Origin of the sequence: Paraburkholderia sp. RL17-373-BIF-A (genome assembly GCF_046030175.1) — a bacterium.
Lineage (GTDB): Bacteria > Pseudomonadota > Gammaproteobacteria > Burkholderiales > Burkholderiaceae > Paraburkholderia.
The window spans coordinates 152706-167032 of the sequence record NZ_JARESO010000016.1 but is presented as its reverse complement, the minus strand read 5'-3'; the positions used below and the strand labels follow the sequence as shown (position 1 = coordinate 167032).

Here is a 14327-nt window from a genome sequence, read left to right as displayed (position 1 = left end):
CGCCGCGCGCCCGATCCGTCGACAACAAGCATTCCACTCAAGGAGACACCGTGGCTCGTTCAAGAATCTTTGCTCTGACGGCGATCGCTTCGTCGCTTTTCGTCGCAACGGTCGCGCACGCCGGCGTCGATCTTATTGCGGTTGGCCAACTGAGCGGCCTCACGGGCGATCTATCGAAGGAAACCGCGGCGCCGCTGGAGAACGGTGTGGCGGGCAATCTGCTCGGCGGCCTCGGTTCGGGCATCGGTTACGCGGGCTGCCATACGTTCGTCGCCGTGCCGGACCGTGGCCCGAATGCCGTGTCGTACAACGCGGCGATCGACGACACCGCCTCGTATATCAACCGTTTTCAGACCTTGCGCCTGCGTCTGAAACCCGGCGCGGCCGGCGCCTCGCTTCCGTACACGATGACGCCGACCCTGCTCGCCACGACGCTGCTCCACACCAACGACAGGCTGGTTTACGGCACAGGCGCTGCCGCGGGCGTGCCTAACGGCGCGCCGGCGCTCAACCGCCGCAATCACACCAGCTACTTCACCGGCCGCTCGGACAACTTCGATCCGACGCGCCTGTCGACGGACGACCGCGACGCGCGCTTCGATCCCGAAAGCGTGCGCGTGAGCAATGACGGCGACAGCGTCTTCATCTCGGACGAATACGGCCCTTACGTCTATCGTTTCGATCGCCGTAGTGGCCGCCGCATCGACACATATAAGCTGCCGGACGCATTCGCGGTTGCCACGCTGAGCCCGATCGGCAACGACGAAATATCGGAGAACACCTCGGGCCGCGTCGCCAACAAGGGCATGGAAGGCCTCGCGATCTCGCCGGACGGCAAGACGCTGTTCGGCGCAATGCAAAGCCCGCTGATCCAGGATGGTGGCGCGAACGGCGCTTACACGCGCATCGTCAGGATCGACGTGCGCACGGGCAGGACGACCCAGTTCGCGTATCCGCTGACGAACATCGGCACGGCGGCCAAGCCTAAATATCCGACCATCAGCGACGTGGTCGCCGTCAACGATCACGAATTGCTGATGGACGAGCGGGACGGGCAGGGGCTAGGCGACAATTCGACGGCCGTGTTCAAGAAGGTGTTCCATATCGACCTGAACGGCGCTCAGGACGTGAGCAACACGAGCGGCGAGGCCGGCCTCGCGCCGTACGCGGTGCAGAAGACGCTGTTTCTGGATGTGGTCGCCACGCTCACCGCGCACGGCTACAACGCGAACGATATTCCGGCGAAGCTGGAGGGTCTCGCGTTCGGTCCTGACGTCGTGGTCGGCGGTGTGAAGAAGCACACGTTGTTCGTCGCCAACGACAACGACTTCCTGGGCACGATCACCGACACCAACCATCCGGCCGGCATTGCGAACCCGAATCAGTTTTTCGCCTTCGCGTGGGACCCGAGCGACTTGCCCGCGTACGTCGCGCAAAAACTGCCCGGCGTGGATGACGATCGTCACGGCGATCATCGTCATGACCACGGCGACTCGGACCGCACGTGCGGCCCCGATCGCGACGACGATCATTGAGCCGCTGACGCGCGCCTCGCATTTCCCGACGCGCATTGAAGCAACAGAAGGGCGGCGCCGGTTGATGCCGGCGCCGCTACATCAAGCTAAGCGTCACCGCCTTGCGCCACGATCAGATCCAGCGAGCCCGCGAGAATCGATCTGGCGAGTTCGGGGTCGTCGACGGCGCGCGCGAGCGTCACCGCGCCGACGATGGTCGCGACGATGCCGAGCGCCAGGTTTTCGCTATCGCCGGCCAACGTCTGCGCGATTCGCGATGCCAGTTTGTGCACGTATTGCGTGAGACGATCGCGAACTTCCGGTGCCGCGTGCCGCGCCTCACCGGCAAGCGCGCACAACGCGCAGCCGTTGCCCGGATTCTTGATGTGTTTCTCGCTGAGAAACATTTCGCCTAACGCCCGCAACGGTTCTTTCTTCGCCGACCCGTTCGAATTCGCCGCCGCGATCGAAGCGGCGATACGTTTCTCGCTTTGCGCGACGGCATATTCCAGCGCCTCGACGATCAACGCGTCACGCGACTCGAAGTGGCCGTAGAACGCGCCATGCGTGAGGCCGGCGCGCCGCATGCAGTCCGCCACGCCGAGCGCCTCGATCCCGTCTTCCCGAATCTGCCGCGCCGCCGTTTCCAGCACACGCTGACGGCTTTCTGCTTTTTGCGCCTGCGAGTAGCCCATTTCCGTCACCCCTCTTGACAATCTGCATGATGAGCATAATACTGAAAATGTGCATGATGATCAACATGCAGATTGTTGGATGAGGGCGTCTTTGGCGGATGTCCGTACGCGGCGGCGTTTTTGGGCCGCCTAACCGTTACAGGCGTCGCACGGCCGTGATTTCCGGCGCGTTGGCGGCGCAATCTAGGAGAGAGATGATGCGTTTCACGGGAAAAACAGCGTTGATTACCGGTGGGAATAGCGGCATTGGTTTCGTCACGGCGAAGCTGCTGATTGCCGAAGGCGCGCAGGTGGTGATCACCGGCCGCGACAGTGCGAAGCTGGATCAGGCCGTGTCCGAACTCGGCGAAAATGCGCTGGGCGTGCGGGCCAATCTGGATAACGAAGCGGATATCGACTCGTTGTTCGAACAGATCAAGAGCAAATTCGGGTCGCTCGATATCGTGTTCGCCAACGCCGGCATCTCCGGTCCGACGCCGCTCGGCGGCACGACGGCCGCGGCGTTCGAGGCGATTCTTCGCACCAATCTGACCGCGGTCTTTCTGACGGTGCAAGCCGCATTGCCGTTGATGAGCGAGGGTGGCGCGGTCGTGTTGAACGGTTCGGTGATGCGCGAACTCGGCTCGCCTGGTTCGTCGGCGTATTCGGCCACCAAGGCCGGCATCACGGGCATGGCGAAGGTCTTCGCGTCGGAGTTGGTGCAGCGTGGTATTCGCGTGAATACAGTGATCCCCGGCGGCACGCGCACGCCGATCTGGACGCGTGGCGCGCGCGAAGGCGCGACGCTCGACGGAACCGAACAGGCCCTCGCGCCGCGCGTTCCGATGGCGCGCCTCGCCGCGCCGGAAGAAGTGGCGGCAGCCGTGCTGTTCCTTGCTTCCAGCGATGCGTCGGGAATGACGGGCGCGGAGATCGTCGTGGATGGCGGTACGATCGGAGCCCCGTGGGGCGCGCCGATTTTCCGTCAGGCTTGATGCGGCGGTAGCGATAGACAGCCGCGCCGGACGATGAATCGGCGGCGCGGCTATCGATTCAATACGCTCCGCTCACCAGATTGTTCGGCGCACCATCGACGAAGTTCTCGATGTTATCCATCAACTGATTCGCCAGACTCTGCTGCGCCTCGTCCGATGCCCACGCCACGTGCGGCGTCAGAATCACATTCGGCCGGCCGGCGGCGCGCAACAGCGGGTTATCGTCGGCGGGCGGCTCGGCCGCGGTCACGTCGAAACCCGCGCCGCTGATCAGCCCTTCATCGAGCGCCTGCACGAGCGCCGCTTCATCGACGAGTCCGCCGCGCGCCGTGTTGATGATCAGCGGCCGGCGCTTCATCGCGCGAAACTCGGGCATGGCCAGCATGTTGCGCGTGTGCGGGGTGAGCGGGCTGTGCACGGTGATGATGTCGCTGGTCGCGAGCACTTCATCCCACGGCGTGTACAGCGGGCCGAGCCCTTCGCGTCCCTTGTGCGCCGCGAACATCGGCTGCATGTCGAAGGCTTTGCCGAGTTCCGCCATGCGCTGCCCAAGCACCCCTTCACCGATGATGCCGAGCCGTGCGCCGGCCAGATCGTGAATCGCATGCGTGAAGAAGCAGAACTGCCCGGACTTTTGCCACTCGCCGGCGAGCACATCGTCGCGATAGGCGACCAGATTGCGCCGCAGCGCGAGAATCAGCGCGAAGGTATGCTCGGGCACGGTGTTGATCGCATAGCCGCGAATATTGCTCACCGCAATGCCAAGCCGCTGGCAAGCTGCCTTGTCGACGCAATCCGTGCCGGTCGCGGCCACCGCAACGAGTTTCAGATCGGGCAATTGCTCCAGCACTTCGCCGGTTAGCGCGACTTTGTTGGTAATCGCAATCGATGCGCCAGCGAGGCGCTGGATTAATTGATCCGGCGTTGTGCGGTCGTGCTCGATCAACTGATGCTCGAAGCGCGGCTCGCGCAACACGATCTGCGGGGCGAGGGTCGTGCGGTCCAGAAAAACGATCTTATGCATGGTCAAGTCCCCGATGATTTACAGATGCCGCTTCGCTTCAGCGACGATATGCTGCGCGGTGATGCCGAAGTGCTCGTACAACGTCTCCGCCGAAGCCGACGCGCCGAAACCCGTCATGCCGACAAAGCCGCCGCGTTCGCCGAGATAGCGGTCCCAGCCGAAACGCACCGCCGCTTCCACGCCGACTCGCACCGTGCCGGAACCGAGCACGGCGGCGCGATAGGCGTCGTCCTGTTCGTCGAAAATCTCCCAGCACGGCATGGACACCACGGCCGTCGCGATGCCTTCGTCCTGCAACTGGCGGCGCGCCTGCAAGGCCAACGCGACTTCAGAGCCGGTTGCCAATAGCGTCACGGCGCGCGCGCCACCCTCGGCTTCGGCCAGCACGTAAGCGCCGCGCTGCGAGAGCGGCTCGGCGCTATATTCACGGCGCACCAACGGCAGCGCCTGGCGCGCGAACACCAGCGTGCTCGGCCCGCGCCGATGTTGGAGCGAGAGCGCCCAGCACTCGGCGGCTTCGACGGCATCGGCGGGACGCAGCACGAGCATGTTCGGCATCGCGCGCAGCGAGGCGAGAATCTCGACGGGTTGATGCGTCGGTCCATTTTTGCCGACACCGATCGAATCGTGGCTGAACACGTAGTGCACCGGCAGGCCCATCAGCGCCGCCATGCGCATGGCCGGACGTTGATAGTCGGAGAACGCCAGGTAGGTGACGCTGGTCGCGATCACGCCGCCGTGCGCGGCCATGCCATTGGCCATCGAGCCCATCACGTGTTCACGCACGCCGCAATGGACGTAGGCGCCGCTGCGGTCCTGAGCGGTAAAAGCATGCAACCGGCGCTTGTGGCCGGTGGGCGCTTCGAGATCGGCGCAACCGACCATGCGTTCCGGCAACAACGGCGCAAGCAGATCGCTGATCTCGCCCGATACGGTGATGCCGGGCTGCGGCTCGTCGCGCTCCACGGCGCGCTTGCGGTAGTCGTCGAGCACGTCGCGCCAGCCTTGCGGCAGATGGCCTGACTGGATCCGTTCGAACTCGTCGCGCTGTGCGGCGGGCAACGCAGCGAGACGTTCGTGCCATGCGTAATACTGCGGGTCGCTACGCCGTCCTGCCGCGTGCCATGCTGCCAGAATCTCCGCGGGTATCTCGAACGGCGCGTGCGGCCAGCCGAGTGCGTCGCGCGCCGCGTCGGCGTCCGCCTGGAACAGCTTGCCGCTATGGCCGCCGCGCTGCCCTTGCAGGCGCGCAATGCCGCGGCCGATCACGGTCTTGCACGCGATCATCGAAGGCCGCGGGTCCGCGCGGGCGATCGTCAGTGCCGCCGACACCGCTTCGAGATCGTGCCCGTCGACTTCGACCACATGCCAGCCGCCGACGCGAAAGCGCGCGCAGACGTCTTCGCTGATCGAGAGGGAAGTGCTGCCATCGTCGGTAATCTGATTGTCGTCCCAGCAGAGGATCAGCTTGCCCAGTTGCAGATGCCCGGCCAGCGAAATCATCTCCTGACCGATGCCTTCCTGCAGACAGCCGTCGCCGACGAACGCATACGTGTAGTGGTCGATGAGGTCGCTGCCGAATTTCGCAGCGAGATACGCTTCGGCGATCGCCATGCCGAACGCGTTGGCGATGCCCTGGCCGAGCGGGCCCGTAGTGGCCTCGATACCGTGCGCGGGTTCGTACTCGGGATGGCCCGCGCAATGCGAGCCTAGCTCGCGAAAGGTCTTGATCTGTTCCAGCCCGATCGCGCCATATCCGGTGAGATACAACAGCGAGTACAGCAGCAGCGAGCCGTGGCCGTTCGACAGCACGAAGCGGTCGCGGTCGGGCCAGGTCGGATCGGCGGGATTGAATTTCAGGTGGCGCGTGAACAGCGCGGTCGCGATTTCCGCCATGCCGAGCGGCACGCCCTGATGGCCTTCGCCGGCGCGCAGAATCGCATCGATGGAGAGGAAGCGGATCGCGTCGGCCAAGGGCAACGGCGCCGCTTGCGTGGCTGATACCGACGCGACCTGCGGCGGTGAAGTGATCGAAGCAGACGAAGCGTTCGGTGCAACAGATAGGGCTTCGGTGGTGGACATGGCAAAAGGCTCCTCTACGCCGCTGCGTCATGCGCCGCGGGCGGTGATCGGACAAATCTAACGAACCGGCCTGAAGGAACGGGCGGAAGAACATCGCGCGAGGCGGGGCACGCCGCATGCCTCGCGCTTGAAGGACTCAATGGCTCAATGCAGGAAGCCCGTCGAAATCCACGGCACGGCGGCCACGATGATCAGCCCGGCCATCAACGCGGCGATGTAGCCGAGAATCGGCTTCATGCCTTCGTCCGGATGGATGCGGCTCACCGCGCACGCGGAGTAGTAGCCCACGCCGAACGGCGGCGCGAAGAGGCCCACGCCCATCGAGAGGATCACGACCATCGCGTAATGCACGTCGTGGATATGCATGGCCCGCGCAATCGGAAACATCAGCGGGCCGAACAGCACGATGGCCGGAATGCCTTCGAGTACGCTGCCGAGAATCACGAACATGCAGATCGACGCCGCCATGAACATCGCCGCGCCGCCCGGCAAACCGCCCAAGGTCTGCGCGAGTTGCCCCGAGAAGCCGGATTGCGTCAACGCCCACGCCATGGCGGTGGCCGCGCCGATGATCAGCAGGATCGCGCCGGACAGCGTCGCGGTATCGATCAGCATCGGCTTGAGGCGCGTCCACTCGAAACGGCGGTAGATCAGCAAGCCGGCAAGAACCGCATAGGCAATGCCGATGGTGGAGACTTCGGTCGCCGTCGCGATGCCTTCGACCACCGCCGCGCGAATCACGAACGGCAGCGCGATTGCCGGAAACGCGATCACGAGCTTGCGCAGAATCTCGCCGCGAGTCGCGCGCTTGACGCCCGACATGTCTTCGCGCCGATAGCGCCATTGCACGACGATGCACAGCGTGATCGCCAGCACGATGCCCGGCAGCATGCCGCCGGTGAAGAGCGCCGAAATCGACACGCCGGTCACCGAGCCGAGCGTGATCAGCACGAGGCTAGGCGGAATCGTTTCGGTCTGCGCGCCGGTCGCGGCGAGCAGCGCGACCAGGTCGCCGGGTTTCGCGCCGCGTGCTTTCATCTCCGGAAACAGGACCGGCGCGACCGCCGCCATGTCGGCGGCTTTCGATCCCGAGATGCCCGACACCAGATACATGGCGCCGACCAGCACGTACGAAAGACCGCCGCGCACGTGGCCGAGCAGGCTCGCGAGAAACGCGATCATCGCCGCGGCCATGCCGGTCATCTCGATCAACTGGCCGAGAAACACGAAGAGCGGCACGGAGAGCAGGATCAGATGCGACATGCCTTCGTCCATCCGGCCGACCACCACCGGCATCGGCGTATTCGTGGTCAACGCGAGATAGCCGAAGGTGGCGAGTCCGAACGAGAACGCGATGGGCACGCCGCTCAGCACGCCGAGCGCCACGAGGCCGACGAAGAAGATCAGCAGGTTCAGATTGCCGAGGTCGCGTAATTCCGGCCCGAGCGCGATGAAAATGCCGACCAGCGCGCCGACCGACGCGAGCGCGCCCAGCACGAGGCGCCAGTTGCTCATGCGCGCGAGCCGCACCACGGCGACCAGCAGCATCAGCGCCGAGCCGACCGGCAACGCGGCGGCGCGCCACGAGTTGGACAGTTCGAGCGCGGGCGTGGTGATGAACGACTCGTCCTGCGCGAAGCTGATTGCCGGGCCGATCACCATCGCGAGAAACGCGATCGGCGCGGCGATCGCCACCACGTCGAGGAACGCGCGCACGCCTGGCGGCGCCATGCCCACGAGCGCCGTCATCCGCATATGCTCGCCGCGCCGCAAGGCGATCACGGCGCCGAGCATGGCGAGCCACAGGAACAGCATCGAGGCGAGCTCGTCGGACCAGACGAGCGGCGAGTGCAGGATATAGCGGCTCGTCACACCGGCCAGCAGCACGACGATTTCGGCGAGCACCAGCAAGGCGGCGGGAATCTCCACCAGGTGCCCGAGCGCCGAATCGAGCGCGCAGGCGAAGCGGTGCTGCCGCTCGTGCGAATATGAGATCGTGGTCATCGCATTACCCCAGTTTTCCGACGGACTTCTCCAGCAGACTCCAGGCTTCGTCGCCGTATTTGCTCTTCCAGTCGTGGTAGAAGCTCGTCTTGGCTAGCGCGCCGCGGAACGACTCGCGGTCCACGTCGATGAAGGTGATGCCCTTCGTCTTCAGATCGTCGCGCAGGGAGCTGCTCAGCTTCGCGATGTCCGCGCGCTGCAGCATCGCGGCTTTTTCGAATAAGCGCGTGACGATGGCGCGGATATCCGCCGGCAGCCGTTCCCACGCGGCGCGGTTGCCGAGAATCCAGTAACCGTCCCACACGTGCGAAGTGAGGCTGATGTACTTCTGCACTTCGTAAAGCTTGGCCGTGGCGATGATCGGCAGCGGATTTTCCTGGCCTTCCACCACGCCGGTTTGCAGAGCCGAATACAGTTCGTTGAAGTTGATCGGCGCGGGACCGGCGTCGAGTGCCTTGAACAGCGAGGTCAGCATCGGCGCCTGCGGCACGCGGATCTTGAAGCCTTTCAGATCGGCCGGCGCACGCAGCGCACGCGTGGACGAACTGATCTGCCGGAAGCCGTTGTCCCACACCTTGCTGACCGACACGATGCCGGACTTGCCGATCTGCGCGCGAATGTAATTGCCGAGGTCGCCGTCCATGGCTTTCCACACCGCGTCGTAGTCCTTGAACGCGAAGCCGGTGTTGACGATGCCCGCGGCCGGCGTGAGCGTCGCGAGAATCGACGAGGCCTGGTTGAAGAACTCCACGCCGCCGTTGCGCACCTGCGAGAGCAGATCGGTGTCGGAGCCGAGCTGGTTCTGCGGAAACAGCTTGATGTCGAGGCGGCCGTTGGTCGCCTCGCGAATGTGATTGATCGCCTCCTGGGCGCGGATATTGACCGGATGAGTCGGGTCCTGGCCGGTGGCGAGCTTGTACGAAAACTCGGGCGCTGCCATGGCGCGCCGCGAGACGCTCCATAACGGCACGGCTGCGGACAAGGTCGCACCGGCTTTCAGAAAGGTGCGGCGGCTGATGCCCTGCGGGGCGTTCGAACGGTTAGTCATGGTGTCTTCCTCCAAACCTGGATCGCGCGTCGTTATGTTTTTCGAACTTCGAGCGCGGCGGCTGCACGTGTCGCGCGCCGCGCCTGGTTGTTATCCACTACTGTGTCTCCATCGCTGCCGCCGGCCTCCCGCCAGACGGCTCGTCCTGCTGGACGAATCGGCCTTGAATCAGCCGTGAATCAGCATGCCGCCGTTCACGTCGATCACCGCGCCGGTGATATACGAGGACAGGTCCGACGCGAGGAACAGGAACGCGCCGGCTACGTCGTCGGGCACGCCGAGGCGATTCAACGGAATGCCCGCGAGAATCTCGACGCGCTTGTCGTCACTGATCTTGCCGGCGTTGATGTCGGTCTGGATCAGACCCGGCGTCACGCAGTTCACGCGGATGCCGTCGTTGCCGAGCTCGCGCGCCATCGCTTTCGCGAGACCGAGCACACCGGCTTTGGCCGCCGAATAGTGCGGACCGCCGAGAATGCCGCCGCCGCGCTGCGCCGATACCGACGACATGCAGCCGATCGAACCGCTCTTCTGCTTCTTCATTTGCGGCACGACCGCTTGCGACAGGTACAGCACGCCGCGCAAATTGACGTCGAGAATGCGATCCCAGCTTTCCGGGTCGATGTCGAGCAGCTTGGCCGCCTGGGTGATGCCGGCGTTATTGATCAGGATATCGATCGAACCCAAATCGGCGACGGTGCGCTCGACAGCAGCCTGGCATGCGCCGCGATCGGTGACGTTGCACACATAGCCGCGATGCTCCGGCCCGATCGAAGCGGCGGCTTCGATCGCGGCCTTTTCGTTGAGATCGAAAATGGCGATGCGCGCGCCATGAGCGGCGAATTTGCGTGCGGTCGCCATGCCGATGCCGCGCGGCGACGCGCCGCCGGAAATGACGGCGACCTTGCCGTCGAGAAGACGTGACTCTGACATGATGCGGATCTCCTGAGTGTGATGCTTATGTTGTGCTGCGTGGTTGGCAATCGGTGATTACGATTTGCCCTGCGGATCGATTCAATGCCTAGCGCAGCCAGCCTTTGATCGTGTCGCACATCGCCTCGGTGGAAATGCCGTAGCGGTCGTGCAGTGTCGGCAGCGCGCCGGCATCGAGAAAGGCGTCGGGCAGGCCGATCTGACGGAAGGGCGGCGTGACGCCGTTGGTCAGCAGCACGGTGGCCACCGCTTCGCCGAGGCCGCCGATCACCGTGTGGTTCTCCGCGACGATCACGAGACGCCCCGGCCGGCGCGCTTCGCGCAGCAGCGTGACGGCGTCGAGCGGCTTGATGGTCGGCACATGCAGCACGCCCACGTCGATGCGGTCCGTGGCGAGCGCCTTGGCCGTTTCGAGCGCACGCATCGTCATGATCCCGGACGAGATGATCAGCACTTCGGCGCCGTCGCGCAGCAGCTTGGCTTTGCCGAGTTCGAACTGATAGTCGTATTCGTCGAGCACGACCGGCACGTTGCCGCGCAAGAGCCGCGCATACACCGGGCCGCGATGGTCGGCAATCGCCGGCACCATCTGTTCGATTTCGAGCGCGTCGCACGGATCGATCACCGTGAGGTTCGGCATCGCGCGGAACAGGGCGAGGTCTTCGGCCGCCTGGTGGCTCGGGCCGTAGCCGGTCGTGAGGCCGGGTAGCGCACAGACCAGCTTGACGTCGAGGTTGTCCTCGGCGATCGCCTGGTGGATGAAGTCGTAAGCGCGGCGCGCGGCGAACACCGCATAGGTGGTGACGAACGGCTGCGCGCCTTCGTGCGCCATGCCGGCGGCGGCGCCCATCAACAGTTGTTCGGCCATCCCCATCTGATAGAAGCGCTCGGGGAATTCCTTCGCGAACAGATGCAGGTCGGTGTATTTGCCGAGGTCGGCGGTCATGCCGACCACTTCGGGGCGATTGCGCGCCAACTCCACCAGCGCGTGGCCGAACGGCGCGGAGCGGGTGATCTGGCCTTCACCGGCGATCGAGGCGATCATCGCCGAAGTCTTCAGACGCGGTTTCGGTGCGGCGGCGCTCATACGGTTCTCCCGGCTTCCAGCGCCTGCAGCGCGAGTTGCCACTCGTGCGCATCGACGCGGATAAAGTGGTTCTTCTCGCGTGCTTCGAGGAACGGCACGCCACAGCCCATGCGCGTATCGCAGACGATGATCCGCGGCTGCGCTTCGGGATGCGCGCGCGCCGCATCGAACGCGGCGACTACCGCCGCGAGATCGTTGCCGTCCACGCGCTGCACGAACCAGCCGAACGCCTGCAACTTCTCGACCAGCGGCTCGAACGCCATGACCGCCGAAGACGGCCCGTCGGCCTGCTGGTTGTTGACATCGACCATCGCGATCAGGTTGTCGAGCTTCCAGTGCGCGGCCGACATCAGGCCTTCCCACACCGCGCCCTCGTCGAGTTCGCCGTCCGAGAACAGCGTGTAGACGGTGGCGTTCGAACCCTTGCGCTTAAGACCGAGGCAGCGGCCGACCGCAATCGTCAGCCCCTGGCCGAGCGAGCCGCCGGACATCTCCATGCCGGGCGTATAGCTCGCCATGCCGGACATCGGCAGGCGGCTGTCGTCGCTGCCATAGGTCTCGAGTTCTTCGTCGGCGATGATGCGGGCTTCGATCAGCGCCGCGTACAAGGCGATCGCGTAATGACCGTTGGAGAGCAGGAAGCGGTCGCGGCCTTCCCAGTCGGGGTCGTCGGCGCGATAACGCATGGCGCGGAAGTAGGCGACCGCCAGCACGTCGGCAATGTCGAGCGCCTGGCCGATATAGCCTTGGCCTTGCACCTCGCCCATACGCAGGGCGTTGCGGCGGATCTGATAGGCGTGCTCCGCGAGTTCGGGATACGGCGCGGTTTCGCTGATGTTCACTGTTGTCTCCTAGGTCTTTTGCGTGGGCCGCATTGACGCCGCAGCCAGTGATGACAAGCGTAATCGCGCGCCTGCAAGCGCTCAAACGAATTAAGATGGGTCGATAGATGAATTGATTTCACGTGGATGCTGCCATGCACAATCGCGTCACTCTCAAGTCGATACAAGCCTTCGAAGCGGCCGCCCGGCTTTCGTCGTTCGCGCTCGCAGCAGAAGAACTGTTCGTGACGCCCTCGGCGATCAGCCATCAAATCAAGCTGCTCGAAGAGCAATTGAGCATTCGTCTGTTCCATCGGCTGCATCGCACGGTGCTGCTGACGGACTCGGGGCGGCAATACGCAGAGGAAATCACTTCGGCGTTCGCGCGCATCGATGCGGCCACGCGCGAGATCGGTCGCGTGGCGAAGAGCGACATCCTCACGATTCACTGCACGCCGAGTTTCGCGACCCAATGGCTGATGCCGCGCATCGCGCGCTTCAGCGCGGCGCATACCGATATCGACGTGCGTTTGAATGCGTCTTCGGAAGCGGCGGACCTGATTTCGGAAGCGGTCGATATCGACATTCGCTATGGTCCGCGCAAGCTGCAACCGGCCGGCACCCTGGTGCTGGAGTTGCCGCCGGAGACGATCGTGCCGCTATGCGCGCCGGCTCTGATGAGCGGCGACTATCCGCTCATCAGCGTCGCGGACCTGCAGCACCATCCGCTGATTCACAGCGAAGGTTGTCTGGTCGGCTGGCGGGACTGGATGCGTTTGCATCGGAAGACGCGGGTCGATATTGGACGCGGGCCGCGCTTCGACCGTTCGTTCATGGCGTTGAGCGCCGCGGTCGACGGCCTGGGGGTGTGTCTGGAGAGCCTGCTGCTTGCGCAACGCGAGCTGGAAACCGGGCGGCTCGTCGCGCCGTTCGGTGTGGAGGGACTCAGCGTGAATGGCTATACGTTGAATCTGTTGAAGTCGCGTGCCGACTTGCCGAAGCTGCGCAGCTTTCAGGACTGGCTGTTTGCTGAATTGGAAAGGTGAGATGCGCGGCCGGACTTCGAATGGCGAGGTTCGTCTGGCGATTCGCCGACGGAATTCCAGACGGGCTAGCCAGGCTTCCTCTCCAGTCTAGTGTTGTTGAAGGACGTCCCGTCCTGACGATGCATCACGCGACATCGCAGCCTTCAATGCATGGTGCGAGGCACTGTAGAGAACTTCAGATTGCTTAATTGTTCTGAATGCGGATCTTCGCCGGTCGGCGTTATCAGCGCGCGCCGTGCGTCGCGCCGCACGCTTTCATTGGGTCTTTTTTAATAACGATTAAGGACTTCGACAAGGACTCCGCGCAGCGCCGTCGATAAACTCGGTTCCAGTTTTTCACTCGCTGCTCGAGCGAGCACGGCAAGTCACTCAGACTGCTTTGTCCATTCAATACGGAGCCCGTAATGCCGAAAGAACTCTTGACCCCTGATTCATGTGCGGTTGCCCTGATCGACTATCAGCCGCAGATGTTCTTTGGAACGACGTCGCATGAGCGCACCACCATTCTGCACAACGTCCAGGCGATCGCAAAGGCCTCGAAGCTCTTCAAAGTCCCGACGATCCTGACCACGGTGGCCGCCAAGTCGTTCAGCGGCGACATGGTGCCGGAAGTGCAATCGGTGTTTCCAGAGTACACGCCGATCGACCGCACGTCGATGAACTCGTGGGAAGACGTGAATTTTCGCAAGGCCATCGAGGCGACCGGCCGCAAGAAGATCGTGATCGCCGGCCTGTGGACGGAAGTGTGCGTGTCGTTCCCGACTATCCAGATGATCAACGAAGGCTACGAAATCTACGTGCCGACCGACGCCTGCGGCGACATCACCACGGAAGCACACGAACGCGCGGTACAACGCATCATCCAGGCCGGCGCGGTGCCGATGACCTCGTTCCAGTACATGTTCGAACTGCAACGCGACTGGGGACGCAGCGAAACGTACGAAGGCTGCATGGACATCCTGAAGGCGCACAGCGCATACGGCATCGGCGTGCGTTACGCCAAGTCGATTCTCGGCGAGCACGCGAGCGAAGCAGGCTGATTCGCCGCGGCCGGCGTGACATGACGCCGGCCAATCCGTATCGACAGACGCCGGGCCGT

At 64.1% G+C, this 14327-nt stretch carries 12 protein-coding genes; 4 read left to right on the top strand and 8 right to left on the bottom strand.

What is annotated here, in order from left to right; translation table 11 throughout:
* Window positions 1–50: 50 nt before the first annotated feature.
* Window positions 51–1535, top strand: coding sequence for an esterase-like activity of phytase family protein (locus P0D80_RS21285; protein WP_408286550.1), 1485 nt, complete (start codon window positions 51–53; stop codon window positions 1533–1535).
* Window positions 1536–1621: 86 nt separating this feature from the next.
* On the opposite strand, the gene P0D80_RS21280 is transcribed toward P0D80_RS21285, so the two are convergent.
* Window positions 1622–2209, bottom strand: a complete 588-nt coding sequence (locus P0D80_RS21280) for a TetR/AcrR family transcriptional regulator (RefSeq protein ID WP_408177778.1) — start codon at window positions 2207–2209, stop codon at window positions 1622–1624.
* Between the two features lie 197 nt (window positions 2210–2406).
* Between P0D80_RS21280 and P0D80_RS21275 the strand changes: the two genes are divergently transcribed.
* Window positions 2407–3183 (top strand): SDR family NAD(P)-dependent oxidoreductase, encoded by a 777-nt coding sequence (locus P0D80_RS21275; protein WP_408286589.1) that lies wholly within the window; start codon window positions 2407–2409, stop codon window positions 3181–3183.
* Between the two features lie 58 nt (window positions 3184–3241).
* Here P0D80_RS21275 and P0D80_RS21270 read toward each other — a convergent pair whose 3' ends face one another.
* From P0D80_RS21270 to P0D80_RS21240, 7 genes are all read right to left on the bottom strand, one after another.
* Window positions 3242–4207, bottom strand: coding sequence for a D-2-hydroxyacid dehydrogenase (locus P0D80_RS21270; protein ID WP_408286548.1), 966 nt, complete (start codon window positions 4205–4207; stop codon window positions 3242–3244).
* 18 nt (window positions 4208–4225) lie between these two features.
* Window positions 4226–6289, bottom strand: coding sequence for a transketolase (gene tkt, locus P0D80_RS21265; RefSeq protein WP_408286546.1), 2064 nt, complete (start codon window positions 6287–6289; stop codon window positions 4226–4228).
* Between the two features lie 144 nt (window positions 6290–6433).
* The gene (locus tag P0D80_RS21260; protein ID WP_408286545.1) at window positions 6434–8293 is read right to left on the bottom strand and encodes a TRAP transporter large permease; all 1860 of its coding nucleotides are present in this window, start codon (window positions 8291–8293) and stop codon (window positions 6434–6436) included.
* A 4-nt stretch (window positions 8294–8297) separates the two neighbouring features.
* Window positions 8298–9341, bottom strand: a complete 1044-nt coding sequence (locus P0D80_RS21255) for a TRAP transporter substrate-binding protein (protein ID WP_408286544.1) — start codon at window positions 9339–9341, stop codon at window positions 8298–8300.
* A 168-nt stretch (window positions 9342–9509) separates the two neighbouring features.
* The gene (locus tag P0D80_RS21250; RefSeq protein ID WP_408286542.1) at window positions 9510–10274 is read right to left on the bottom strand and encodes an SDR family NAD(P)-dependent oxidoreductase; all 765 of its coding nucleotides are present in this window, start codon (window positions 10272–10274) and stop codon (window positions 9510–9512) included.
* An 88-nt stretch (window positions 10275–10362) separates the two neighbouring features.
* Entirely contained in the window at window positions 10363–11361 is a 999-nt protein-coding gene (locus P0D80_RS21245) for a transketolase family protein (protein ID WP_132381757.1), read from the bottom strand.
* Window positions 11358–12203: a transketolase gene (locus P0D80_RS21240; protein ID WP_408286540.1), complete on the bottom strand. Its 846-nt coding sequence runs from the start codon at window positions 12201–12203 to the stop codon at window positions 11358–11360. The genes P0D80_RS21245 and P0D80_RS21240 overlap by 4 nt, the downstream gene beginning before the upstream one ends.
* 134 nt (window positions 12204–12337) lie before the next feature.
* Here P0D80_RS21240 and gcvA point away from each other — a divergent pair, with 134 nt between their 5' ends.
* Together gcvA and P0D80_RS21230 are read left to right on the top strand one after the other, a co-directional pair.
* Window positions 12338–13228 carry a transcriptional regulator GcvA gene (gene gcvA, locus P0D80_RS21235; RefSeq protein WP_207915768.1) on the top strand — a complete coding sequence of 297 codons (891 nt, stop codon included), beginning with the start codon at window positions 12338–12340 and terminating at the stop codon, window positions 13226–13228.
* A 404-nt stretch (window positions 13229–13632) separates the two neighbouring features.
* On the top strand, window positions 13633–14268 hold the full coding sequence (locus tag P0D80_RS21230) for a hydrolase (RefSeq protein WP_132381763.1): 636 nt from the start codon (window positions 13633–13635) through the stop codon (window positions 14266–14268).
* Window positions 14269–14327 lie beyond the last annotated feature (59 nt).